This is a genomic window from Pseudoxanthomonas sp. GW2, from assembly GCF_000283075.1.
Lineage (GTDB): Bacteria > Pseudomonadota > Gammaproteobacteria > Xanthomonadales > Xanthomonadaceae > Pseudoxanthomonas.
Window position 1 is genome coordinate 1 of sequence record NZ_ALIP01000129.1, and the last position, 24,253, is coordinate 24,253.

Annotated in this window: 23 protein-coding genes; 11 read left to right on the forward strand and 12 right to left on the reverse strand. The window is 73.4% G+C overall.

Going from position 1 to position 24,253, the window contains the following annotated elements; translation table 11 throughout:
* The first annotated feature begins 132 nt into the window (after positions 1 to 132).
* From B351_RS16750 to B351_RS0111560, 4 genes are all read left to right on the forward strand, one after another.
* On the forward strand, positions 133 to 987 hold the full coding sequence (locus B351_RS16750; protein ID WP_232207926.1) for an RDD family protein: 855 nt from the start codon (positions 133 to 135) through the stop codon (positions 985 to 987).
* Positions 988 to 1,166: 179 nt separating this feature from the next.
* Entirely contained in the window at positions 1,167 to 3,617 is a 2,451-nt protein-coding gene (locus tag B351_RS0111550; protein WP_019399203.1) for a DNA topoisomerase I, read from the forward strand.
* A 121-nt stretch (positions 3,618 to 3,738) separates the two neighbouring features.
* Positions 3,739 to 4,302 (forward strand): Sua5/YciO/YrdC/YwlC family protein, encoded by a 564-nt coding sequence (locus tag B351_RS0111555; RefSeq protein WP_019399204.1) that lies wholly within the window; start codon positions 3,739 to 3,741, stop codon positions 4,300 to 4,302.
* 4 nt (positions 4,303 to 4,306) lie between these two features.
* Positions 4,307 to 5,008: a hypothetical protein gene (locus B351_RS0111560; protein ID WP_232207927.1), complete on the forward strand. Its 702-nt coding sequence runs from the start codon at positions 4,307 to 4,309 to the stop codon at positions 5,006 to 5,008.
* 7 nt (positions 5,009 to 5,015) lie between these two features.
* Here B351_RS0111560 and B351_RS0111565 read toward each other — a convergent pair whose 3' ends face one another.
* On the reverse strand, positions 5,016 to 5,822 hold the full coding sequence (locus tag B351_RS0111565; protein ID WP_232207928.1) for a sulfite exporter TauE/SafE family protein: 807 nt from the start codon (positions 5,820 to 5,822) through the stop codon (positions 5,016 to 5,018).
* A 91-nt stretch (positions 5,823 to 5,913) separates the two neighbouring features.
* On the opposite strand from B351_RS0111565, the gene B351_RS0111570 reads away from it, so the two are divergent.
* The 4 genes from B351_RS0111570 to B351_RS0111585 all read left to right on the forward strand — a co-directional run bounded on the left by B351_RS0111570 (position 5,914) and on the right by B351_RS0111585 (position 10,168).
* Positions 5,914 to 7,908, forward strand: a complete 1,995-nt coding sequence (locus B351_RS0111570) for a transglycosylase SLT domain-containing protein (RefSeq protein WP_019399207.1) — start codon at positions 5,914 to 5,916, stop codon at positions 7,906 to 7,908.
* A 42-nt stretch (positions 7,909 to 7,950) separates the two neighbouring features.
* Positions 7,951 to 9,192 carry a multifunctional CCA addition/repair protein gene (locus B351_RS0111575; RefSeq protein ID WP_019399208.1) on the forward strand — a complete coding sequence of 414 codons (1,242 nt, stop codon included), beginning with the start codon at positions 7,951 to 7,953 and terminating at the stop codon, positions 9,190 to 9,192.
* Between the two features lie 102 nt (positions 9,193 to 9,294).
* Positions 9,295 to 9,651 (forward strand): DUF1428 domain-containing protein, encoded by a 357-nt coding sequence (locus tag B351_RS0111580; RefSeq protein ID WP_019399209.1) that lies wholly within the window; start codon positions 9,295 to 9,297, stop codon positions 9,649 to 9,651.
* Between the two features lie 91 nt (positions 9,652 to 9,742).
* A complete protein-coding gene (locus tag B351_RS0111585; protein ID WP_019399210.1) occupies positions 9,743 to 10,168 on the forward strand; it encodes a YciI family protein in 426 nt (141 codons plus the stop codon).
* 28 nt (positions 10,169 to 10,196) lie between these two features.
* Here B351_RS0111585 and crcB read toward each other — a convergent pair whose 3' ends face one another.
* From crcB to B351_RS0111600, 3 genes are read right to left on the reverse strand one after another with little or no spacing between them, the layout of a single operon-like run.
* Positions 10,197 to 10,574, reverse strand: a complete 378-nt coding sequence (crcB, locus tag B351_RS0111590) for a fluoride efflux transporter CrcB (RefSeq protein ID WP_026010643.1) — start codon at positions 10,572 to 10,574, stop codon at positions 10,197 to 10,199.
* Positions 10,575 to 10,621: 47 nt separating this feature from the next.
* On the reverse strand, positions 10,622 to 11,941 hold the full coding sequence (locus tag B351_RS0111595) for an SGNH/GDSL hydrolase family protein (protein ID WP_019399212.1): 1,320 nt from the start codon (positions 11,939 to 11,941) through the stop codon (positions 10,622 to 10,624).
* Between the two features lie 28 nt (positions 11,942 to 11,969).
* Positions 11,970 to 13,193 (reverse strand): MFS transporter, encoded by a 1,224-nt coding sequence (locus B351_RS0111600; RefSeq protein ID WP_019399213.1) that lies wholly within the window; start codon positions 13,191 to 13,193, stop codon positions 11,970 to 11,972.
* Positions 13,194 to 13,341: 148 nt separating this feature from the next.
* On the opposite strand from B351_RS0111600, the gene B351_RS0111605 reads away from it, so the two are divergent.
* A complete protein-coding gene (locus tag B351_RS0111605; RefSeq protein WP_019399214.1) occupies positions 13,342 to 14,262 on the forward strand; it encodes a LysR family transcriptional regulator in 921 nt (306 codons plus the stop codon).
* A 21-nt stretch (positions 14,263 to 14,283) separates the two neighbouring features.
* Here B351_RS0111605 and B351_RS0111610 read toward each other — a convergent pair whose 3' ends face one another.
* The 3 genes from B351_RS0111610 to B351_RS0111620 form a co-directional block, all read right to left on the reverse strand.
* A complete protein-coding gene (locus B351_RS0111610; protein WP_019399215.1) occupies positions 14,284 to 14,679 on the reverse strand; it encodes a GFA family protein in 396 nt (131 codons plus the stop codon).
* A 16-nt stretch (positions 14,680 to 14,695) separates the two neighbouring features.
* Positions 14,696 to 15,121 carry a VOC family protein gene (locus B351_RS0111615; RefSeq protein ID WP_019399216.1) on the reverse strand — a complete coding sequence of 142 codons (426 nt, stop codon included), beginning with the start codon at positions 15,119 to 15,121 and terminating at the stop codon, positions 14,696 to 14,698.
* Positions 15,122 to 15,190: 69 nt separating this feature from the next.
* Complete coding sequence (locus B351_RS0111620; protein WP_037034338.1) at positions 15,191 to 15,595, reverse strand: ester cyclase; 405 nt, start codon at positions 15,593 to 15,595, stop codon at positions 15,191 to 15,193.
* 222 nt (positions 15,596 to 15,817) lie between these two features.
* On the opposite strand from B351_RS0111620, the gene B351_RS0111625 reads away from it, so the two are divergent.
* Positions 15,818 to 17,092, forward strand: a complete 1,275-nt coding sequence (locus B351_RS0111625) for an RNA polymerase sigma factor (RefSeq protein WP_019399218.1) — start codon at positions 15,818 to 15,820, stop codon at positions 17,090 to 17,092.
* Between the two features lie 8 nt (positions 17,093 to 17,100).
* Here the strand turns inward: B351_RS0111625 and B351_RS0111630 are convergent, their stop codons facing one another.
* The 5 genes from B351_RS0111630 to B351_RS0111650 are packed head-to-tail and all read right to left on the reverse strand — an operon-like array spanning position 17,101 to position 22,832.
* Positions 17,101 to 18,174: an acyltransferase family protein gene (locus B351_RS0111630; RefSeq protein ID WP_019399219.1), complete on the reverse strand. Its 1,074-nt coding sequence runs from the start codon at positions 18,172 to 18,174 to the stop codon at positions 17,101 to 17,103.
* A gap of 50 nt (positions 18,175 to 18,224) precedes the next feature.
* The gene (gene nagA, locus B351_RS0111635) at positions 18,225 to 19,376 is read right to left on the reverse strand and encodes an N-acetylglucosamine-6-phosphate deacetylase (protein ID WP_019399220.1); all 1,152 of its coding nucleotides are present in this window, start codon (positions 19,374 to 19,376) and stop codon (positions 18,225 to 18,227) included.
* A complete protein-coding gene (locus tag B351_RS0111640; protein WP_019399221.1) occupies positions 19,376 to 20,425 on the reverse strand; it encodes an SIS domain-containing protein in 1,050 nt (349 codons plus the stop codon). Before B351_RS0111640 ends, nagA begins: the two co-directional genes overlap by 1 nt.
* A gap of 7 nt (positions 20,426 to 20,432) precedes the next feature.
* Positions 20,433 to 21,506, reverse strand: coding sequence for a LacI family DNA-binding transcriptional regulator (locus B351_RS0111645; protein ID WP_019399222.1), 1,074 nt, complete (start codon positions 21,504 to 21,506; stop codon positions 20,433 to 20,435).
* Between the two features lie 39 nt (positions 21,507 to 21,545).
* A complete protein-coding gene (locus B351_RS0111650; RefSeq protein ID WP_019399223.1) occupies positions 21,546 to 22,832 on the reverse strand; it encodes a sugar MFS transporter in 1,287 nt (428 codons plus the stop codon).
* Between the two features lie 378 nt (positions 22,833 to 23,210).
* Here B351_RS0111650 and B351_RS0111655 point away from each other — a divergent pair, with 378 nt between their 5' ends.
* A complete protein-coding gene (locus B351_RS0111655) occupies positions 23,211 to 24,212 on the forward strand; it encodes a glucokinase family protein (RefSeq protein ID WP_019399224.1) in 1,002 nt (333 codons plus the stop codon).
* Positions 24,213 to 24,253 lie beyond the last annotated feature (41 nt).

Below are 24,253 nucleotides of genomic sequence, written 5' to 3' on the forward strand. Positions count from 1 at the left end.
GCGCCGGCGACCGCGCCCGTCGCGGCCGAACCGGCCGCGTGGCAGCCCGCGGAGCCCGTGCTGAAACCCGTGCTGAAACCCGTGCTGGAGCCCGTCCTGGAACCGATCGTCCCCGGAACCGCCGCATCCGGCGTGGCGCCCGTCGCTGAGCCCGTGCTGGAGCCAGCCACGCCCGAGCAGGTGGCCGGACCGGCCCTTGCCGAGGTCACCAGCCCCCACCACGGGAGCGCCCCCGAGGCCCGCCTGGAACTGGAGCCGCTGGCCCCGACCGCCGCCCCCGGGACCGGCACCGCGGACGGCCACGACGGCGGCCACGCCTGGACCACGGCCGAGGCCAGCCAGGCCTATTCGCCCTACGCCGCCCCGGTGGCGGCGGCCACCGGCTACTACGCCCCCCAGGCCGCCGGCGAGGTGGTGCTGGCCGGGTTCTGGAAGCGCGTGGCCGCCTACCTGATCGACAGCGTGATCGTCGGCGTGGCCGGCACTCTGGTCGGCATGGTCCTGGCCCTGTTCGCGCTGCCGCTGGCCCTGTCCGACGACTCCGGCGCCGCCACGGCGATCATGCACCTGGGCGTGCAGCTGTTCTCGATCCTGCTGACCGCCGTCTACTACGCCGCCTTCCACGCCTCGCGCGGCGGCGCCACCCCCGGCAAGATGGCCATCGGCATCAAGGTCGTGCGCACCGACGGCAGCCGCATCAGCCTGCTGCGCGGCATCGGCCGCTACTTCGCCACCATCCTCAGCAGCCTGATCCTGTGCATCGGCTACCTGATGGCGGCCTTCACCCAGCGCAAGCAGGCCTTGCACGATATGGTTTGCGACACCCTGGTGGTGGACAAGTGGGCCTTCACCGAGCACCCGGAATGGCAGCGCCGGGAGCTGGGCACGCTGACCATCGTGGTCCTGGTCCTGGGTGGCCTGCTGGTGGTCGGCGCCCTGGTCGCGCTGGTGGCCATGATCGGCGTGATCGCCTCGCTGGCCGCCTGAGCCGCGCCGGAGGCCGGCTTGACACGGCCGGCCGGGGCGTGATTCACCTATAAAAAGAAAGCTGGCCGACGCCCGGGGGTCCCGCCCCCGGGCGTCGACATCTATGGGGAACGCGTTCTTCACGCGTCGTCCCGCACGTTCCGGTCCCGGAAGGACCGTCGCCCTTGTCTGGTTCACACATGCCCAAGCACCTCCTCATCGTCGAGTCGCCCGCCAAGGCCAAGACGATCAACAAGTACCTCGGCAAGGACTTCACCGTCCTGGCCTCCTACGGGCACGTCCGCGACCTGGTTCCCAAGGAAGGCGCGGTCGACCCGGACCGCGGCTTTGCCATGCGCTACGACCTGATCGAGAAGAACGAGAAGCACGTCGAGGCGATCGCCAAGGCGGCCAAGGCGGCCGACGACATCTGGCTGGCCACCGACCCGGACCGCGAGGGCGAGGCGATCAGCTGGCACATCGCCGAGATCCTGAAGGAACGCGGCCTGCTCGACGGCAAGCCGCTGCGCCGGGTGGTGTTCACCGAGATCACCCCGCGCGCGATCAAGGAGGCGATGAACCAGCCGCGCACCATCGCCGCGCCGCTGGTCGACGCCCAGCAGGCGCGCCGCGCGCTGGACTACCTGGTCGGCTTCAACCTCTCCCCGGTGCTGTGGCGCAAGGTGCAGCCGGGCCTGTCGGCCGGCCGCGTGCAGTCGCCTGCGCTGCGCATGATCGTCGAGCGCGAGGAGGAGATCGAGGCGTTCAAGGCGCGCGAGTACTGGAGCATCGGCGCCGAGCTGGCGCACCCGGCGCAGCCGTTCGCCGCCAAGCTGGTCAAGCTGGACGGGCAGAAGTTCGAGCAGTTCACCATCACCGACGGCGAATCGGCCGAGGCTGCGCGCCTGCGCATCCAGCAGGCCGCCGGCGGCGCCCTGCACGTCACCGACGTGGCCAGCAAGGAGCGCAAGCGCCGCCCGGCGCCGCCGTTCACCACCTCGACCCTGCAGCAGGAAGCCTCGCGCAAGCTCGGCTTCACCACCCGCAAGACCATGCAGGTGGCGCAGAAGCTGTACGAGGGCGTGACCCTGGGCGAGGAGGGCACGGTCGGCCTGATCACCTACATGCGTACCGACTCGGTGAACCTCTCCCAGGAGGCGGTGGCCGAGATCCGCGACGTGATCGCCCGCGACTACGGCACCGCCTCGGTGCCGGACAAGCCGGTGGTGTACCAGACCAAGTCCAAGAACGCGCAGGAGGCGCACGAGGCGATCCGCCCGACCTCCGCGCTGCGCACCCCGGCCTCGGTCGCCCGCTTCCTCACCGACGACGAGCGCAAGCTCTACGAGCTGGTGTGGAAGCGCGCGGTGGCCAGCCAGATGGTGCCGGCCACCCTCAACACCGTCTCGGTCGACCTGGCCGCCGGCAGCGAGCACGTGTTCCGCGCCAGCGGCACCACCGTGGTCTTCCCCGGCTTCCTGGCGGTGTACGAGGAAGGCAAGGACGTGAAGTCCGCCGAGGACGAGGACGAGGGCCGCAAGCTGCCGCCGCTCAAGCCCGGCGAGCGGGTGCCGCTGGACCGCGTCCACGCCGACCAGCACTTCACCCAGCCGCCGCCGCGCTACACCGAAGCGGCCCTGGTCAAGGCGCTGGAGGAATACGGCATCGGCCGTCCCTCGACCTACGCCTCGATCATCCAGACCCTGCTGTTCCGCAAGTACGCGGAGATGGAAGGCCGCGCGTTCAAGCCCACCGACGTGGGCCGCGCGGTCAGCAAGTTCCTGGCCGGGCACTTCAGCCGCTACGTGGACTACGACTTCACCGCGCGCATGGAGGACGAGCTGGACGCCGTCTCCCGCGGCGAGGAGGAGTGGGTGCCGCTGATGGAGCGCTTCTGGGCCCCGTTCAAGGAGCTGGTCGAGGAGAAGAAGGAATCGCTGGACCGCACCGACGCCGGCAGCTCGCGCGTGCTGGGCGTGGACCCCAGGACCGGCAAGGAAGTCAGCGCGCGCATCGGCCGCTTCGGGCCGATGGTGCAGATCGGCACGGTCGAGGACGAGGAGAAGCCGAAGTTCGCCTCGCTGCAGCCGGGCCAGAGCATCTACTCCATCACCCTGGAGGAGGCGCTGAAGCTGTTCGACATGCCGCGCAACCTGGGCGAGAGCAACGGCCAGCAGGTGAGCGTCGGCATCGGCCGCTTCGGCCCCTTCGTCAAGCGCGGCAGCACCTACGCCTCGCTGAAGAAGGAGGACGACCCGTACAAGATCGACCTGGCGCGGGCGGTGTTCCTGATCGAGGAGAAGGAGGAGATCGCGCGCAACCGGATCATCAAGGAGTTCCCGGGCAGCGACATCCAGGTGCTCAACGGCCGCTTCGGCCCGTACATCAGCGACGGCAAGCTCAACGGCAAGATCCCCAAGGACCGCGAGCCGTCCTCGCTGACCCTGGAGGAAGTGCAACGGCTGCTGGCCGAGACCGGCAAGCCCGCGCGCCGCGGTTTCGCCGCCAAGAAGGCGCCGGCGAAGAAGGCGCCGGCGAAGAAGGCCGCGGCAAGGAAGGCTCCGGCCAAGAAGGCCACCAAGACCGCCGCAAAAAAGGCTCCGGCCAGGAAGGCCGCGCGCGCGACGGCCGACGACGCCCCGCCGTTCTGAGCCCGGCGGCATCGATCGCAACCAGGCGGGCCCGTGCGAGCGGGCCCGTCCTTTTCCGGAGGGGCGTTTCCCGCCAGCCGGGCTTCATCCCGGGCACACCGCCGCGTACTACCATCCGCGCATGGAGAACACCCTCGACATCGCGTCGGCCGTGGACCTGCTGCGGCGCGGCGGCGTGATCGCCTATCCCACCGAAGCCGTATGGGGGCTGGGCTGCGACCCGGCCGACCAGGCGGCGGTCATGCGCCTGCTGGAGATCAAGCAGCGGCCGGTGGAAAAGGGCCTGATCGTGGTGGCCGCCGGGCTGGAAGCGGTGCGGCCGTGGCTGGACCTGGCGCAGTTGCCGGCCGGGCGCATGACCGAGGTCTGCGCCAGCTGGCCCGGCCCGAACACCTGGGCGATCCCGGCCACGTCGCTGGCGCCGCCGTGGGTGACCGGCAGCCACCGCAGCCTGGCGGTGCGCATCAGCGCGCATCCGGAGGTGGTGGCGCTTTGCGAGGCCTTCGGCGGAGCCCTGGTCTCCACCAGCGCCAACCTCGCCGGACGGCCGCCGGCCTACGCCCGGCACGAACTGGATCCGGCCCTGCTGGGCGGGATCGACGGCGTGGTCGGCGGGGAAACCGGCGGCCTCGACCGCCCCACCCCGATCCGCGCCGCGCTCGACGGCGCCGTCCTGCGCGGATGAGCCCATGCCCGGGCACGGTCATCGCGCAGGCGCGGTTGCCGGGGCCACGACTGCCCTGCTTGCCTGCCTGGCACCGTTGCTGGCGGCAGCGCCCGCGACCGCCGGCGACGCGCTCACCATCTACCGCTGCACCGCCAGCGACGGCACGGTCAGCCTCGGCAACCAGCCCTGCGGCAGCGGCGAGCGCCAGCAACAGCGGACCATGGAGCGTCCGCGCGACCCCGCGCCCGGGGCCAATCCGGTGCCGCCCGCCCCGGCGCAGCCCGCGCCGCCGCCACGCAGCATCGTGCACGTGGTCCGGGTGCAGGACCCGGAGCCGATGTACGCCTGCACCGCTCCCGACGGCGAGCGCTACCTGAGCGACCAGCCGCAGGGCACGCCGCGCTGGGTGCCGCTCTGGGTGGCAGGGCGCGCCCCGCCGCCGCGGCTGCATCCGCCGCGTCCCGCGGCCCGTCCGGGTCCCGGCCGGGATCCGGTGCCGCCGGTGCGGCCGCCCCATCCGGGCACGGCGCTGGTCGCCACCGGCACCTGGGTGCAGGACCCGTGCGAGCGCCTGCCGCAGGAAGAGGTCTGCGCGCGACTGTCCGACCGCCGCTACGGGATCCTGCGCGTCTACCACGGGCGGATGCCCAGCGAACGCCAGGCGCTGGACGCCGAACAGGCGCGCATCGACGCGCGCATGTCCCGCGACTGCGGTGGCGGCTGATCGCCGCTCAGCCCGACAGCGCCACGCTCACGCCCACCAGCAGCAGGAACAGTGCGAACACCTTGCGCAAGGCCTGGCCGCTGATTGCATGCGCCAGCCGCGTGCCCAGCGGCGCCGCCAGCACCGAGGCCATGGCCACGCCCAGGGCCGCCGGCAGGTAGACGTAGCCGAACGCGTGCTGCGGCAACGCGCCCGGCGGCGCGTGCAGGGCGTAGCCGGCGGCCGAGGAAACCGCGATCGCCACGCCGCAGGCGCTGGACGTGCCCACCGCGCGCACCGGGCGCACCCCGCGCCATACCAGCAGCGGCACGGTCATGCTGCCGCCGCCGATGCCGACCACCGCCGACATCGCGCCGATGCCGCCGCCGGCCAGGGTCATCGGCCAGCCGCGCGGCGGCGCCACCTCGCTGCCGTCGGCCGGCGCGCGGGTGGCGCCGAAACCGATCTGCCAGGCCGCCAGCAGGCAGTACCCCGCTACCACCCAGCGCAGCACCGAATCATCCAGCGCCACCGCCAGGCCGCTGCCGAGCCAACCGCCCAGCAGCAGGCCCGGCACCATCCACGCCACCGTCGGCCACAGCACGCTGCCGCGGCGTGCATGGGCGCGCGCCGACGACAGGCCGGTCAGCACGATGCTGGCCAGCGAGCTGGCCAGGGCCGCGTGCATGGCCGCTTCCTGCGGGATGCCGAACAGCGGCAGCATCCACGCCAGCGCGGCGATGATCACCAGCCCGCCGCCGATGCCCAGCAGGCCGGCAAGCAGGCCTGCGGCCAGGCCAAGCAGGGGGAATCCGAGGTACATCCACGGCGACACGGCGTGCTCCTGTCGATGCGCCGGCCGTGGACGCCGCCGCGCGCGGCCGCTTCGTCACGGCCATTCAGGCGCGTTGCGTATATTCGAGCGCATGTCGTCTCCCCCCACCACCCCCCGCTTCGCTTTCCCGTCCATCGCGCGCAACCACCCGGCCCTGGCGCCGCTGCTGTGGCTGCTGGCCGCCCTGTGCGGCGCGGCCCAGGCGCAGGCGCTGCCGGATGCCGCCGCCGATGCCGCGGTGAGCGCCGCCATCGCCGCTGCCCGGCGCGGCGAGCCGGTGGCGGCCTCGCCGGCCCTGCGCGCGGATCCGCGCTGGCCTTGGATCGAGTACGCGCGCCTGTCGCGCGACCTGGACCGCGCCGACCCGGCCGAGGTCCGCGCTTTCCTGCAGCGCCACGACGGCCAGGCGGTGGCCGCGGCGCTGCGCCCGCTGTGGCTGGCCTCGCTGTCGCGCCGCAAGCAGTGGGCCGACCTGCTGGCCGACTGGCGCCCGGTGGAGGACGTGGCCCTGCGCTGCGCGCGGCTGACCGCGCTGCACGAACTCGGCCGCCACGGCCCGGACTGGAACCGCGAGGCGCAGGCGATCTGGCGCACCGGCGAGTCGCTGCCGGACGCCTGCGACCCCGTGATCGCGGCGCTGGAGCGGCGCGGCGGCCTGGACGAGGCGCTGCGCTGGGAGCGCTTCGACCTGGCGGTGGCCGCCGGCCAGCCGGGCGTGATGCGCGCCATCGCCCGCGGCCTGCCGCACGCCCGGCGCGGGCTGGCCGAGGACTACGCCGCCTTCGTGCTGGCACCGCACCCGCGCGCGGCGCAATGGCCGCGTGACGCGCGCAGCCGCAAGGTGGCTGCCGCCGGCCTGGCGCGGCTGGCGCGCAACGATCCGGACGCGGCCGAGCGCCAGCTGGCGCAGCTGGCGCCGGCGCTGGGCCTGGACGAGGCCGAGCGCGGACAGGTGCTGTACCAGGTGGCGTTGTGGACCGTGGCTTCCTACCTGCCGGATTCGGCGCGCCGACTGCAGGCGGTGCCGGACGCGGCCTACGACGAGCGCCTGCACGAATGGCGGGTGCGCGAGGCCATGGCCCGCGGCGACTGGAAGGCGGCGCTGGCGGCACTGCAGAAGATGCCGCCGAAGCAGCGCGCCGATCCGCGCTGGCAGTGGTTCGAGGCACGCATGCTGGAGAAGACCGGCCAGGCCGCGCAGGCGCGCGAGCTGCTGGCGCAGGCCGCGCGTACCGCCACCTTCCACGGTTTCCTCGCCGCCGACCGCCTCGGCCTGTCCTACGCGCTGTGCCCGTGGAAACCGGAGGAACCGGCGGCGCTGCGCGCGGAAGTGGCGCGCGACCCGGCCCTGGTGCGGGCGCTGGCGCTGTACCGCATCGACCAGGCCGGCTGGGCCACGCGCGAATGGAACGAGGCCGTGGGCCGCTTCGACGACGTCCGCCGCCGCATCGCCGTTGCCCTGGCCCAGGAGCAGGGCTGGTTCGACCGCGCGGTGTTCTCGCTGGGCCGCACCCCCGACGAGCTGCGCCTGTACGAACTGCGTTTCCCGCTGCACCACGACGCCGACATCCGCGCCGCGGCCGCGCGCAACGGCCTGGACCCGGCCTGGATCGCCGCCGAGATCCGCGCCGAGAGCATCTTCAACCCGAAGGCACGCTCGCCGGCCAACGCCCGCGGGCTGATGCAGCTGCTGCCGGGCACCGCCGCCGCGGTCGCGCGCCGCACCGGCCTGCCCTACGCCGGCGCCGACAGCCTGTACGACCCGGCGGTCAACATCGCCCTCGGCAGCGCCTACCTGCGCGAGATGGAGGACAAGTACGGCGCCACCTACCAGGCCATCGCCGCCTACAACGCCGGGCCGACGCCGACCGCGCGCTGGCTGCAGCAGCGCCCGGGGCACGACCCGGACCTGTGGATCGAGACCATCAGCTACAAGGAAACCCGCGACTACGTGGCGCGGGTGCTGGCCTTCAGCGTGATCTACGACTGGCGCCTCAACGGCGACGCACTGCCGCTGGGCGAGCGCATGCTTGGCCGCACCAGCGGCAAGCGCAAGGGCTTCGCCTGCCCGGCCGCGGCGCAATAGTGCGCGGCGGCCGCGGCGGCCGGCCACGGTAGGATGCCGCGCATGGAAACCTATCTTGTCGGCGGCGCGGTCCGCGATGAACTGCTCGGGCTGCCGCCCGGCGACCGCGACTGGGTGGTGGTCGGTGCCACCCCGCAACAGATGCTCGAAGCCGGCTTCCAGCCGGTGGGACGGGACTTCCCGGTGTTCCTGCACCCGCAAACCGGCGAGGAGCACGCGCTGGCGCGCACCGAGCGCAAGAGCGGACGCGGCCACCGCGGTTTCGTGGTCGACGCCGATCCCTCGGTGACGCGGGAGGAGGACCTGCAGCGGCGCGACTTCACCATCAACGCCATCGCCCGCGCCGGCGACGGCCGCCTGGTCGATCCCTGGGGTGGCGCGCGCGACCTCCGCGACCGCGTGCTGCGCCATGTCGGCCCGGCCTTCGTCGAGGATCCGCTGCGGGTGCTGCGCGCCGCCCGGTTCATGGCGCGCCTGGCGCCGCTGGGTTTCCGCGTTGCCCCGGAAACCATGGAACTGATGCGCGCCATGGTCGCCGCCGGCGAACTGGAAACCCTGGTGGCCGAGCGGGTGTGGCAGGAACTGCGCAAGGCGCTGGCCGCGGCGCGGCCGTCGGCGTTCCTGGCCACCCTGCGCGCCTGCGGCGCACTGGCGGTGGTGCTGCCGGAGGTCGACGCGCTGTACGGCGTGCCGCAGCGCGCCGAGTTCCACCCGGAAGTGGACACCGGCGTCCACCAGGAACTGGTCAGCGACATGGCCGCGCGGCTGGCGCCGGGCGACGACCTGGTCGGCTTCGCCGCGCTGGCCCACGACCTCGGCAAGGCGCTGACCCCGGCGCACGTGCTGCCGCGGCATATCGGCCACGAAGGCGCCGGGCTCAAGCCGCTGGCGCGGCTGTGCGAGCGCCTGCGGGTGCCGGCCGCGCACCGCAAGCTGGCCGAGGCCGTGTGCCGCGAGCACCTCAACGTGCACCGCCTGGGCGAACTGCGCGACGACACCGTGCTGGAACTGCTGGAGCGCTGCGATGCCTTCCGCCAGCCGGCGCAGGTGGCCCGCATCGCGCTGTGCTGCGAGGCCGACAAGCGCGGCCGCCTGGGCCACGAGGACGACGTCTATCCGCAGGGTCCGGAACTGCAGCGCCTGCATGCCGCGGCCGCGGCGGTGAACGCGCGCGACCTGGCGCTGGCCGAGGGCATCTCCGGGCCCCAGGTCGGCGCCGCCCTGCGCCGCGCGCGGGTGCGGGCGATCGCCGCCGCGCGCACCCTGCGCCGCGACGCGGGCTAGCGCCACGCCAGCCCGCGCACCGCGGCCGCCGTCGAATCCGCGCGTTTCCATCCGTCGCACCAGGCGGGGCGGCCGCCCCGCGCAACCGAGGAGGAAATGGCAATGGCTTACGTGGATGGTTTCGTGCTGCCGGTGCCCCGTGACCGGATCGAGGACTACCGGGCGATCGCCGGACAGGCCGGCAAGGTCTGGCTGGAACACGGCGCGCTGGAATACGTCGAATGCGTCGCCGACGACGTGCAGCCCGGCAAGCTGACCTCGTTCCCGCAGGCGGTGCAGCTCAGGCCGGACGAGGTGGTGGTGTTCGCCTGGATCCGCTATGCCTCGCGCGAGGACCGCGACCGCATCGATGCCGCGGTGATGGAGGACAAGCGCATCGCCGGCATGGACCCGGCCACCCTGCCGTTCGACGGGCAGCGCATGTTCTGGGGCGGCTTCAGGCCGATCGTCGAGTACTGAGGCGGCTGTCGAATCCGGCGCGCTCCATGCGTCGCAGCTGCGAGGACCGCGACGGCGGGCGCCGCGGCCATCCACCCAGGAGGACACCGACATGCGCGTGATGGTGATGGTGAAGGCCACCCCAAGCTCCGAGGCCGGGGCGATGCCCGACGGGCAGCTGCTGGCCGACATGGGCCGCTACAACGAGGAACTGGTCAAGGCCGGGGTGATGCTTGCCGGCGAGGGTTTGCACCCCAGCTCGCGCGGCGTGCGGGTGCGCTTTTCCGGCAGCACCCGCACGGTGACCGACGGACCGTTCACCGAGACCCATGAGCTGGTGGCCGGCTTCTGGCTGTGGCAGGTGCGCTCGATGGAGGAGGCGATCGAGTGGGTGCGGCGCTGCCCGAACCCGATGCCCGAGGACAGCGAAATCGAGATCCGGCCGGTATTCGAGGCCGAGGACTTCGGGCCGGAGTTCACCCCGGAACTGCGCGAGCAGGAGGAACGCCTGCGCCAGACCCTGGCCAGCCGCGGCTGAGCGCCGGTGCGCGGCGGCGGCGTGCGGGCTAGGCCTGCGCGCCGCCGGCCAGGCGCCAGCCCAGCCACACCGCCAGCAGGCCCGCGGCCACGCTGCCGGCCACGTACGCCGCGGCCAGCGCGGGCTCGCCGCGGCGCAGCAGCTGCAGCGACTCCAGGCCAAACGCGGAGAACGTGGTGAAGCCGCCGAGGAGGCCGGTGACCAGGAACAGGCGCAGCTGCGCCGGTACCGGCACGCGGGTGGACAGCCCCGCCAGCAGGCCGATCGCCAGGCAGCCGGCGGCGTTGACCGCGAAGGTCGGCCACGGGAAGCGTTGCATCGCCGCCTGGCCCATGGCCAGGGCCACCGCGTAGCGCGCGACCGCGCCCATGCAGCCCCCAAGTCCCACCCACAGGAAATCGCCCACCGCATCCTCCATCGAGCGCAACGCGCCGTCCGCGCGCGCGGGCCATGTTAGCGCCGCGGCCGGCGCTGCCGCGCCGGCGCGGCCAGTGGCGCCCGGTCCCCGCCCAGCAGCAGCCTCAGGTCCGCGGCCTCTCCCATCGCCCGGTAGCCGGCATCGCCCGGATGCAGGTGGTCGCCGGAGTCGTATGCCGGCAAAAAGCGCGTGGGCCGGGCGGGGTCGCGCAGCAGCGCGTCGAAGTCGAGCACCGCGTCGAACTCGCCGCCGTCGCGGATCCAGGCGTTGACCTGCTGGCGGATGCGTTCCTTGGCGGCGCTGTGGTAGCCGTGCTGCGGGGTCTGCTCCAGCGCGCCCTCGAACGGGGTCAGCGTGCCGCCGACGATGCGCACGCCGCGGGCGCGGGCCCACGCGATCAGCTGGCGGTAGCCGGCGATCAGTTCCTCCGCATCCGCGGAGCGCTCGCCAGGCCCGAGCGGGGTGTCCTGCCAGCCGATGTCGTTGATGCCCATCAGCAGCACCACCGCGGCCACGCCCGGCTGCGCCAGCACGTCGCGCTCGAACCGGGCCAGGGCGTTGTCGCCCATGCGGTCGCGCAGCACGCGCGCGCCGGAGATGCCGGCGTTGAGCACGGCCACGCCCTGCGGCGCCAGGCGCGCGGCCAGCACGTCGGGCCAGCGCGCATCGGCGTCGATGCTGGCCATGTTGCCGTCGGTGATCGAGTCACCGAACGCGACCACCGCGCGCGTGCCCGGCGCCGCCTCCACCAGCACGTCGCGCAGGAACACGCGCGTGTCCAGGGTCGCGTCGGCGGCGATGCGCGTCGCGCCGGCCTGGTTGCCGGCGCCGACCCACGCGGTCTGGCGCGCGTCCCAGTGGAAGGTGGACGGCGCGGTCGGTTCCGGCAGGTACAGGCTGACGGCGACATGCGACAGCGGCGCCACATCCAGCTCCACCGGATCGCTCAGCAGCGGCGCGCCGGGCGGGATGCTCGCCGCCGCCTGGCCGCCGAAGCTCAGCACGCGGTCACTGCCGGGCACGATGGCGCCGTCGCGGCCGGCCAGGGCAATGCGCGCGGCGCCGATCCGCAGCGGCCGCGTGCCGTACTCGTTGGACAGCACCACCCGCACCCGCGGCCCGCCGATGCTCACCCGCGCCACCTGGCGCACGGTCTGGTCGAAGAACTGGAACGGAAGATTGCTCGGCAGGGCGAAGTCGCCATCCCAGCGCGGCTGCGGGCTGGCGGTCCAGGTCGCGATCCATGCCGGCTGCACCGGCTGTGCCTGCAGTGGTACGGCGACCGCCACGGCCAGCAGCAGCGCGGCAAGGCGGCGGATCGGGGCGGAAAAGCGGGTCGGGCTGAGGGATTGCATGCGGGTTCTCCGTGGCAGGGGAAACGGATCAGCAGCGTTCGGGCATGCCGCCTGCAGGCGCACTGGCGGCATGCGCTTCGCGCCGCTCCAGGCGCACGCTCCAGGCCGCCACCGCCAGGCCGGCAAGGGTCACGATCGAGGCCAGCCACGGCAGCGCCGGCAGGCCGGGACCGCGCTCGATCGCGACCCCGCCCAGCCAGGCGCCGGCGGCGTTGCCGAGGTTGAACGCGGCGATGTTGAAGCTCGAGGCCAGGTTCTGTCCGGCGCCGGCGGCATGGCGCAGCACGCGCAGCTGCAGCGGCGGGACGGTGGCGAACGCGGCCACGCCCAGCAGGGCCACGGCCAGGACCATCGCCGCCGGCGCGCGCACCGCCACGGCCATGCCGGCCAGCACCACCGCCAGTGCCAGCAGCGTTCCCAGCAGCGCCGGCACCGGATGGCGGTCGGCCAGGCGGCCGCCCAGCAGGTTGCCGACCACCATGCCGGCGCCGAACAGCAGCAGCACCGGCGACACCGCACCCTCGCCGAAGCCGGCCACCCGGGTCAGCAGCGGCTGCACGTAGGTGATCACCACGAACACGCCGGTGAAGCCGAGCATGGTGGTCAGCAACCCCAGCAGTACCTGCGGACGCGCGATGGTGGCCAGTTCGGCGCGCAGCGGCACCGGCGTATCGCCGCCGCGGCTGCGCGGCACCAGCGCGGCGATCACCAGCAGCGAGGCCAGCCCCACCACGACCATCGCCCAGAACGTGGAGCGCCAACCGAAGTGCAGGCCCAGCCAGGCCCCGGCCGGCATGCCCAGCAGGGTGGCCAGGGTCAGGCCGGAAAACATGACCGAGATTGCCGAGGCCTTGCGCGCTTCCGGCACCAGCCCGGTGGCCACCACCGCGCCGACGCCGAAGAACGTGCCGTGGGTCAGCGAGGTGAGCACGCGCGCGGCCATCAGCGTGGCGTAGTCCGGCGCCAGCGTGCAGGCGAGGTTGCCGGCGCTGTAGATCGCCATCAGCGCCAGCAGCACCGCCTTGCGCGGCATGCGCCGGGTCAGCAGGGTCAGCGCCGGTGCGCCGACGGTCACGCCCAGCGCATAGCCGGTCACCAGCAGTCCTGCGGCGGCGATGGTGACCTGCATGTCGGCGGCGACCTGCAGCAGCAGGCCCATGATCACGAACTCGGCGCAGCCGATGCCGAACGAGCCGGCGGTCAGGGCGTAGAGGGCAAGCGGCAGGCGCCCCTGGGAGGAAGTGGCAGTCACGGAAGCCTCCGGAATCGGGATGACGGACGCAGGCTAGGCGCGTCCGGCTTCCGCAAGAACCACGCAATCCGGCAAGCACTTTCAACGGACCGTTGACAATCGCCGCGACCGGCGCAACCGTGGAGCGGCCTTCCGCCCCGCCACGACCGTGGACCGCATCGGCGACATCACCCTGTTCCTGCGCGTGCTCGACCTCGGCTCGATCTCGGCGGCCGCGCGCAGCCTCGACCTGTCGGTGGCGGTGGCCAGCCAGCGCCTCAAGCGCCTGGAATCGGAACTGGGCGTGCGCCTGCTGCACCGGACCACGCGCCGGCTGCACCCCACGCCCGAAGGCATGGCCCTGGCCGAGCAGGGCCGTCCGCTGGTCGAGGACCTGGAGGCCCTGGCCGGGGGCCTGCGCCAGGCCGGCACCGAGGTCGCCGGCACCCTGCGGGTGACCGCCTCGGCCTCGTTCGGACGCGAGTACATCTCGCCGCTGCTGCCGGAGTTCCTGGCCCGGCACCCGAAGCTGACCCTGCGCCTGGACCTCAACGACCAGCTGCGCGACCTGGTCAGCGACGGCTTCGACCTGGCGGTGCGGATCGGCGAGCTGGGCGATTCCAGCCTGGTCGCGCGGCGGCTGGCCGAGAACCGGCGGGTGCTGTGCGCCGCACCCGCCTACCTGCACCGCCGCGGCACCCCGCGCACGCCGCAGGAACTGGCCGCGCACGACTGCCTGCTGCTGGTGGGCCGCCACGGCCGCCAGGACGTGTGGCGGTTCGGCGACGGCCGCGGCGGCGAAATCGTGGTGCGCGTGCGCGGCCGCCTGGAAAGCAACTACGGCGAGGCCCTGCACGACGCCTCGCTGGCCGGCCTGGGCATCGCCATGCACTCGACCTGGCAGGTCTGCGAGGACCTGCGCCGGGGCCGGCTGGTGCAGCTGCTGGCCGATTACCCGATCGCGGCCACCGGCATCCACGCGGTGATGCCGCAACGCCGCCTGGTGCCGCCGCGGGTGCGCGCGTTCGTCGACTTCCTCGCCGAGCGCTTCGCCGATCCGCCCTGGGAACCGGGCCACGGCGGGCGCTGACGCCGGTCGGCGCAGCGCGGGTCAGTCGATGTGCTCGATGTCCCCGGACAGGCGCACCCAGGCGTGCCTGCGCGCCTCGTACACGGATACGCGCGGTGGCGGGAAGCCGGGATCGGCGAACACGCCCACCGGGACGCTCACCACGCCCGGGATCGCATCGGGTACGAAGTACACGGTGGTGCCGCAGCGCGGGCAGAAATGGAAGGTGCACGAGGTGCCTTCGTCGCCGGTGCGCGCGTAGGCACTGGCCTGGCCGCGGATCGCCACCGCGTCGGCCGGGAACCTGGCCTGCACCGCGAACACGCTGCCGGAGCGCCGCTGGCATTCCAGGCAGTGGCAGACCGACACGCGCAGCGGTTCGCCTTCGGCGGTCAGGGCCAGCTGGCCGCAGCTGCATGAGGCATGGCGACGGGTCATGGCATCTCCTCCGCGGTCACGTGGGCGGATCGCCGGCGGCGCGCGGCGCCGGCGAAGGCTGCAGCAGGTCCCACAGGTTGCCGTACAGGTCGCGGAACACCGCCACCGTGCCGTAGGGCCTGGTCCTTGGCGCGCGCACGAACACCACGCCCCTGGCGCGGTAGGCGTGGCAATCGCGCCAGAAGTCGTCGGTATACAGGAACAGGAACACGCGCCCGCCGGCCTGCGCGCCGATCCGCGCCCGTTGCTCCAGGGTGGACGCGCGCGCCAGCAGCAGCTGGCCCGCGTCCGCGCCCGGCGGCGCCACCACTACCCAGCGCTTGCCCTGCTCCGGCACGCAGCTGTCCTCGACCAGGCGGAAGCCCAGCGTGCCGACGAAGAACGCGATCGCCTCGTCGTATTCGCGCACGACCAGCGATACCAGGCCCAGCGACTGCCGCATGCCCGCGTCCTCCGGCGATCGATGGCCGAGTCTAGCCGGCAGGCGCGCGCGGTTCCGCGACGCATGCCGCTACCGGCCGGCTCCCGGCTCCAGCTGCGCCTCGATCGACGCCTTGTCGATCACCGACCACACCCGCGCGATGCGCTCGCCGGCGAATTCGTAGAACGCGTGCTCGGCGAAGCGGATCCGCCGGCCGCCTGCGTCCAGGCCGAGGAAGCGGCCCCGCGGCGTGCAGTGGAAATCCAGGCGCGCGGCAAGCCGCGGCGGCTCAGCCACCAGCAGTTCGACCGCGTACTGCAGGTCCGGGATCGCCGCCACGTCCTGCTCCAGCATCCGGCGGTAGCCGGCCAGGCCCAGGGCCCTGCCGTTGTGCTCCACGGCCGCATCGACGAACCGGCCCAGCGCGTCCCAGTCGCGCGCGTTCAGGCAGGCAATGTAATCGCGGTACCGCCGTGCGAGCAGCCTGGCGTCCACCACCGCCTCCGCTTCCCGTGATCCGGAGCTTCCTGATCGCATGCATGGCGTGCATGCCGCGTGGTGGCACCGCGCGCGGCGGCCTTGCCCGGGCTGCCCGGGGCACGCGCCGGCCATGGCCGCTTCCCGCCGGTCCGGCCGCCGGCCCCAGGGCCGGGCGCCGCAATGCGATGCGCATCACGGCTTGCTCCGCGCCGCGCGCGGTGGTGTGATCCACCGCGCATGAGTCCGCACCCGCACCAGGTCGACATCGCCCGCACCATCGACGCCGTCTGGCGGATGGAATCGGCGCGCGTGATCGGCGGCCTGACCCGGCTCGTGCGCGACGTCGGCCTGGCCGAGGAGCTGGCCCAGGACGCGCTGGTGGCGGCGCTGGAGAAGTGGCCGGCCGACGGCGTGCCGGACAATCCCGGGGCCTGGCTGATGACCACCGCGCGCAACCGCGCCATCGACCGCCTGCGCCACCTGAAGCTGCGCGAGGAGAAGCACGTGCAGGTGGCCTGGGAGCTGGAGCAGCTGCAGGAGGACGTGGCCGCGCGCGCGGAGCACCTGCTGGACGACACCGTCGGCGACGACGTGCTGCGGCTGATGTTCATCGCCTGCCACCCGGTGCTGCCGCAGGACTCGCGCGTGGCCCTGACCCTGCGCCTGCTCGGCGGCCTGGAGACCGGCGAGATCGCACGCGCGTTCCTGGCCAACGAGGCCACCATCGCCCAGCGCATCGTGCGCGCCAAGCGCGCCCTGGCCGAGGCCGGGGTGCCGTTCGAGATCCCGCGCCGCGAGGAGTTGCCGGAGCGGCTGTCGGCGGTGCTGGGGGTGATCTACCTGGTGTTCAACGAAGGCTACGCCGCCAGCAGCGGCGACGACTGGATGCGCCCGGCGCTGTGCGAGGAGGCCATGCGCCTGGGCCGGGTGCTGGCCGGGCTGATGCCGGAGGAACCGGAGGTGCATGGCCTGGTCGCGCTGATGGAACTGCAGGCCTCGCGCCTGCACGCGCGCACCGGCCCGGACGGCGAGCCCGTCCTGCTGCTGCAGCAGGACCGCTCGCGCTGGGACCGGCTGCTGATCGGGCGCGGCCTGGAGGCGCTCGAGCGCGCGCAGCGGCTGGGCGGCGGCGCGGGCTTCTACGCGCTGCAGGCGGCGATCGCGGCCTGCCATACCCGCGCCCTGGCGCCGGAGGACACCGCCTGGAACCGGATCGTGGCGCTGTACGACGCGCTGGCGCGGCTGACCCAGTCGCCGGTGGTCGAACTCAACCGTGCGGTGGCGGTGTCGATGGCCGCCGGCCCGGAAGCGGCGCTGCCGCTGGTCGATGCGCTGCTGGACGAGCCCAAGCTGTCCAGCTACCACCCGCTGCCCAGCGTGCGCGGCGACCTGCTGTTCCGGCTCGGCCGCCTGCACGAGGCGCGCGCCGAGTTCGAGCGCGCCGCGGCGATGACCGGCAACGCCCGCGAGCGCGGCCTGCTGCTGGCGCGCGCCGCGCGTTGCCACGCCTAGCTGGCGGCTCAGATCTTCAGGTACCAGCCGCGCCGGTCCATCCAGCGCACCAGCAGCCACCACAGGCCGACGAAGGCCAGGGCGAACGCCAGCGACGGCAGGTACGGCCCGAAGCGCGGCGTCATCCATCCGGCAAAGACGCCGCGGTAGACCGGCTCCCACCAGCCGCGCCCGGCCAGCGCGTAGACCATCACCGCCGAACCCGCGTAGGCGGCGATCGCATTGACCCCGAACGCGCGGCCCAGCGCCGGCCAGCCGCGCAGGTCCACCAGTGCGTGCGCCACCACCAGCGCCAGCAGCGCCCAGCCGCCGCTCCACGCCACGTAGGACGGCGTCCACAGGTTCTTGTTCCAGGGCATCCATGGCGTGCAGGCCAGGCCCAGCAGCAGCGCCAGAACAGCGGCGCCCGCCAGCCGCCGCAGCTGGCCGTGGCGCAGCCAGTCGCCGGCACGCAGGCCCAGGAGGGTCGTGGCCAGCGCGCCAAGGGTGGTGGGCAGGCCTTCCGGATCATGGCCGCGGCCGGCGGCGTCGTGCTGGTACAGCCATGGACCCAGCAGCGCATCGTCGATGCGGCTGGCGATGTTGGCGTAAGGCTCCAGGCTGCCGCCGGCGCGCAGCAACGCCCACCAGCCGGCGAGCAGGCCCGCCAGCAGCAGCCACTGCCCGCGCGGCCGCAGGTACAGCGCCGCCGCGCCGGCGGCGAGGAAGCACAGGCCGATCCGCTGCAGCACGCCCCACGGCCGGTAATGCGGCAGGTCCAGCCACCACCAGGCCAGCAGGTGCAGCAGCAGGCCCAGGCCGAGGATGCGCAGCGCGCGCACCGCCACCGCGCGCATCAGCACGGCGCGGTCGCCGCCAGCCTCCGCGCGCGGCACCACGCCCAGCGCGATGGAAACCCCGACGATCGCCAGGAAGAACGGGAACACCAGGTCGGTCGGCGTGCAGCCCTGCCAGTCTGCGTGCAGCAGCGGGGCATACACGTGGCCCCAGTCGCCGGGGTTGTTGACCAGCAGCATCGCCGCCACGGTCAGCCCGCGCAGGGCATCGACCGAGGCCAGGCGTTGCACGCCCGCGTGCGCCATGGAACTCACCGGGAAACCAGCGCCAGGGCCATCGTGGCTCCCCGCGACGCTCAGGCGTCCGAAGCGGCGCCTGCGACCCAGGTCGCCTGCACCTGCAGCGCCTCGTCCAGCAGCACCAGGTCGGCCTGCCAGCCCGGCGCGATCCGGCCCAGCCGCGAATCCACGCCAAGGAAGCGCGCCGGGTAGGTCGAGGCCATGCGCGCCGCCTCCTCCAGCGGCAGGCCCAGCAGCCGCACCGTGTTGCGCACCGCGGTGGCCATGTCCAGGGCCGAGCCCGCCAGTGCGCCGGCGGCGTTGCGCACCACGCCATCCACCGCAGTGATGGTTTCGCCGTACAGCTCGAACGAGGGATCGTCGGAGCCGACCATCGGCATCGCATCGGTGACCAGGAACAGGGTGCCGCGCGGCTTGGCCGCCAGCGCCACGCGCAGGCTGGCCGGATGCACGTGCACGCCGTCGACGATGACCCCGCAGTAGGCCTCGCGGCTTTCCAGCGCGGCGCCGACCGTGCCCGGCTCGCGCCCCTGCAGCGGCGACATCGCGTTGTACAGGTGGGTGAAGCCGCGCACCCCGGCCTCCAGCCCGGCACGGACCTGCTCGTAGGTGCCGGCGGTATGCCCGGCGCAGACGATGGCCCCGCGCGCGACCATGGCGCGGATGGTGTCGGCCGGCACCTGCTCCGGCGCCAGGGTGACCAGGGTGATGCCGTTGTCCAGCGAGGTGGCCATGGCCAGTTCGGCCGCGTCCGGCACGCGGAAGCGGCTGGCGTCGTGCGTGCCCTTGCGCGCCGGCGCCAGGTAGGGGCCTTCCAGGTGGATGCCCAGTACCCCGGGCACGCCGGCGGCGATCGCCGCGCGGGTGCCGGCGATGGCGCGCTCCATCACCTCGGCGGTGTCGCTGATCAGGGTCGGCAGGAAGCTGGTGGTGCCGTAGCGGCGGTGCGCGCGGCCGATGGCGTCGATCGCCTCGGGACGGGTGTCGTTGTTGAACAGCACGCCGCCGCCACCGTTGACCTGCACGTCGATGAAGCCCGGCAGCAGCCAGCCGCCGCCGAGGTCGCGCACCTTGCCGGCCTTGATCCGCGCCTGGCCCTCGGGCACCAGCGCCTGGATGCGGCCGCTGCCGTCGACCAGCACCGCCACGTCGTCATGGAAGCCGTCGTCCAGCAGGACGCGGCCGTTCACCAGGGCCTGGGTGGCCATCACACCGTCTCCGTGACCTTGTTGAGGTGCGGCGGCAGGTCCGGGTTGTGCCCGCGCCGCAGCGCCAGCGCGTTGACCGCACGGTAGAAGCTCTGCACCGCCAGCAGCGGCGCCAGCGCCGGGTCCGGCGCGGCGGCCAGCGGCAGCGCCGTGCCGGCGCCGCCGGCGCTGGCATCGGCGGCGGCCAGCCAGACCTGTGCGCCGCGCGCATGGAACTGCGCGGCGGCCGATCCGGCATCGGCGCCGGTGGCGTCGGGCTGGGCGAAGGCCAGCACCGGGAAGCCCGGGCCGACCAGCGCCATCGGCCCGTGCCGCACCTCGGCCGAGCTGTAGGCCTCCGCATGCAGGCCGCAGGTTTCCTTGAACTTGAGCGCCGCTTCCTGGGCCCCGGCCAGGCCCAGGCCGCGGCCGAGCACGAACAGGTTGTGCGCATCGGCCAGGCCATCGACCAGCGGCGACCAGTCCTGCGCCCACGCCTCCGCGAGCGCGTCCGGCAGCGCCTCGAGCGCGCGCAGCAGGGCCGCGTCCTGGCTCCAGTGCGCGACCAGCTGGGCGATGGCCGCCAGCGAGGCCAGGTAGCTCTTGGTCGCCGCCACGCTGCGCTCCGGCCCGGCGCCCAGCGGCAGCACCGCGTCGGCCAGCCGAGCCAGCGGCGAATCCTCGACGTTGACCAGCGCCACCACGCAGGCGCCGGCCGCGCGCGCGGCCTCGGCGTTGCGCAGCAGGTCCGGGCTGCGCCCGGACTGCGAGATCGCCAGGAACAACGCGCCGCGCAGCCGCAGTGGCGCGGCGTAGACCGAGCCCACCGAGGGCGACAGCGAGGCAGTCACCACGCCCAGCCGGGTCTCCACCAGGTACTTGGCGTAGGTGGCGGCATGGTCGGAGCTGCCGCGCGCGCAGGTGGCCACGAACGGCGGCGTGTCCGCGCGCAGGCGCGCAGCCAGCGCGGCCACGGCATCGTGGTTGCGGCGCAGCTGCGCGGCCACCACCTCGGCCGCCTGCGCGGCCTCGCGGAACATCAGGGTCTGGTCTTGCGCGGGCAGGGCCATGGCGGGTTCAGGCCTCGTCGGAGGATGGCGAAGCGGCGCGGGCGCGCGGCAGCGGCGCCGGGCCGGTGGAGCCGCGCACCACCAGCTGCGGCACGAAGCCCTGGTTGGACAGGCCCAGCGGGTGTTCGGCGTACGCGTCCTGGCGCAGGCTGCCGATCAGCAGCCGCGCGGCATGGCGGGCGATGTCCTCGGTGGCCTGCTTGGCGGTGGTCAGCGCCGGCCAGGACTGGCGCGAGAACGGGCTGTCCTCGAATCCGGCGATCGACAGGTCGTAGGGCACGTTGAGCCCCACCGACTTGGCCGCGGCCAGCACGCCGGCGGCGATCTCGTCGTTGGAGCCGAAGATCGCCGTGGGTGGCTCGCGCAGCGCCAGCAGCCGGCGCGCGCCGCGGAAACCGTCGTCGAAGGTGTAGTCGCCCGGAATCACCAGGTGCTTGTCCAGGGTGATGCCGTAGTCGTTGAGCGCGGCCTCGTAGCCGGCGTAGCGCTCGGCCGAGGAGCGGTGCTGCGGCCCGCCCCAGAGGAAGCCGATGCGCTGGTGGCCAAGCTGGATCAGGTGCTCGGTGATCTCGTAGGCGGCGTCGCGGTCGTCGATATGCACGCAGGGACCATCGCCAGGGTCCTCGGTGGCGGCGATGATCCGCACCACGCGGATGCCGCGCGCCACCAGCGCCGCCACCAGGTCCGGCCGCTCCGACATCGGCGCGGTCAGCACCAGCCCGGCCAGGCGCGAGCGCTGCACCAGCTCGGCCAGCTCCTCGGCCAGCAGCGGCGAGGTCGAGTCGCACGGATGGATCTGCAGGCCGAAGCCGGTCTCGCGGCAGGCCGCCAGCACGCCGTTCTGCACCGCGATGATGTGGTACGGGTTGGGGTTGTCGTACACCAGCCCGATCACGAACGGGGTGCCGCTGCGCAGGTTGCGCGCGGTGGCGTCCGGCTCGTAGTCCAGCTCGGCGATCGCCGCCAGCACCCGCGAGCGGGTCGCCTGCATCACCGAAGGCTCGTTGTTGATGACCCGCGACACGGTCTTGAGCGAGACCTTCGCCCGTTCCGCGACGTCCTTGATGGTGGGCCTGCGCATGCCGTCCGTCTTCCTGGAAACCGTGTCCATGATGCGCGATCAGCGACCGGCCGGCAGCCCGGCGCGGTGGCCGCGCAGGGCGTAGTAGAGGATGTACAGGTAGCAGGGCACGCCCAGCGCGGCGAACACCCACTGGAAGTGGAAGTACTGCTTGAGCACGGCGAACGCCTGCGGGATGACCGCGCCGCCGGCGATGCCCATGATCAGCAGCGCCGAGCCGGTCTCGGTGAAGCGGCCCAGGCCGCGGATCGCCAGCGGGAAGATCGCCGGCCACATCATCGCGTTGGCGAAGCCGAGGGCGGCCACGAAGCCGACCGAGACGTAGCCATGGGTCAGCAGGGCGCCCAGCGACAGCAGCACGCCCAGCACCGCCGACACGCTCAGCCAGCGCTCCTGGGTGAACACCCGCGGGATCAGCGCCAGCCCGGCCAGGTAGCCCAGCAGCATCGCCGCCAGGGTGAAGGAGGTGAAGAACTTGGTCTGGTCCAGCGGCAGGGGGAAGGGGTGGCCGTAGGTGCCGATGGCGTCGCCGGCCAGCACTTCCACCCCGACGTAGGCGAACAGGCAGGCCACGCCCAGCCACAGGTGCGGGAAGCCGAAGATGCTGCGCGGCCCCCCGCCGCCGGCGTGCGCGGGGGTGGCGTTGGCTTCCTCGCTGCGCAGCTCCGGCAGCGGCGAGAACAGCACCGCCACCGCCACCACCAGCAGCACCGCAGCCATCGCCAGGTACGGCGCGTGGATGCGGGTGGCGAAGCCCTCCAGCAGCTGCGCGCGCAGCGCCGGGTCGGCCGCCTGCACCTGCGCCGCCAGGTCGCCGATGCCGCGCAGCACCAGCGAGCCGAGCACCACCGGGGCGAGGATGCCGGCGATCTTGTTGCAGATGCCCATCAGCGCGATGCGCCGCGCCGCGGTCTCGATCGGGCCGAGGATGGAGATGTACGGGTTGACCGCGGTCTGCAGCAGGGCCAGGCCGCCGCCGATCACGAACAGCCCGGCCAGGGCGCCGCCGAACCAGCGGCGGGGGGCGAACTCGCCGAACAGCGCCGCGCCGGCGGCCATCACCGCCAAGCTCAGCGCCAGGCCCTTCTTCAGGCCGGTGCGGCGCAGGATCCACGACGCCGGCAGGGCGAGGAAGAAGTACGACAGGTAGAACACCATCAGCACCAGGAACGCGGCGATCTCGCTCACGTCGAAGGCCAGCTGCACGAAGGTGATCAGCGGGCCGTTGATCCAGGTGAAGAAGCCGATGATGAAGAACAGCCCGCCGACGATGGCGATCGAGGCGGCGAGGCTGGAACGCGCTTGCGTGGCGGTGGTCGCGGACATCTGGTGGAGCCCTCCCCGGCGGCTGGATGCCGTTCCCGCGCAGCTCCCGGGGGCGCGACGGGCGCCAGCCAGGTGGGAACAACGTTGTCACATTCTCTCCGCGAGACTTGCCCGGATGTCAACCGCCCCGCGCGCCGTCCGGCGCATCCGTGGTGCTGCCCCGCAACATCGCCCTGCCTCGCTTGACCCGGCTGTTTTTTGCTGAATACGAGGGAATGCCGGGATTCGTGCCGGGTGCCGCCGCAACCCACGGCCAGCGCCCCGGGATAGTCCGGGGGAAGTGTTGACATCGTTGTCACGATGACCCAAGACTCGGCCCGTCCGGTGGGCGCCCGGGATGGCCGCCCACGCCAACCATGCCGCCCAACGGGAGCCCGCGTGACCGCATCGATCCAATCCCGCATCGCGCCCTTCATCGCCGCCGACGTCGGCGGCACCCACGTGCGCATCAGCCTGGTCGCCGCCGACGGCGACGGCGGCGCGCCACAGGTGCTGGCCTACAGCAAGTTCCGCTGCTCCGACTACGCCAGCCTCGGCGACATCCTCGCCGAGTTCATCGCCAGCCTCGGCCGCCATCCGGTGTCGGTGGCGGTGATCGCCAGCGCCGGCTACCCGCTGGCCGACGGCACGGTGATCACCAACAACCTGCCCTGGCCGCTGTCGCCGCGCGAACTGCGCGAGCGCTTCGGCCTGGACGCGGTGCACCTGATCAACGACTTCGAGGCGGTGGCCAACGCGGTCAACCAGCTCGGCTCCAGCGAGGTGCTGCAGCTGTGCGGCCCTGCCCAGGCCGCACCCGGCCCGCTGCTGGTGCTGGGCCCCGGTACCGGCCTGGGCGCGGCGGTGTGGATCCCCACCGGGCGCCGCGGCGTGGTGCTGGCCACCGAGGCCGGGCAGGCGGCGCTGGCGGTGGGCACGGAACTGGAGATGCAGCTGCTGCAGCACATGCTCGGCCAGCGCAGCCACGTGCCGATCGAGCACGCGCTGTCCGGGCCCGGCCTGCTGAACCTGTACCAGGCGCTGTGCGCGCTGCGCGGCGCCGCGCCGGTGCACGCGCGCCCGGGCGAGATCACCGCCGCCGCGCTGGGCGGCGGCGACCCGCTGGCACGCGAGGCGCTGGAGGTGTTCTGCGGCCTGCTCGGCAGCACGGTCGGCGACATGGCCCTGCTGTACGGCGTGCACGGCGTGTACCTGGCCGGCGGGATCCTGCCGCAGATCGGCCGTTTCCTCGCCGGCAGCCGCTTCCGCGAGCGCTTCCTCAACAAGGGTTCGATGCGCGAGGCGCTGGAGCGGGTCTCGGTGAAGCTGGTCGAGCACGGGCAGCTGGGCGTGATCGGCGCCGCCAGCTGGTACCTGGGTTCGGAATTCGTGGAGCAGTGAGTGGAACGGCGCGCCAGGCGCCGGGTGTAGTCGTGCCGCGG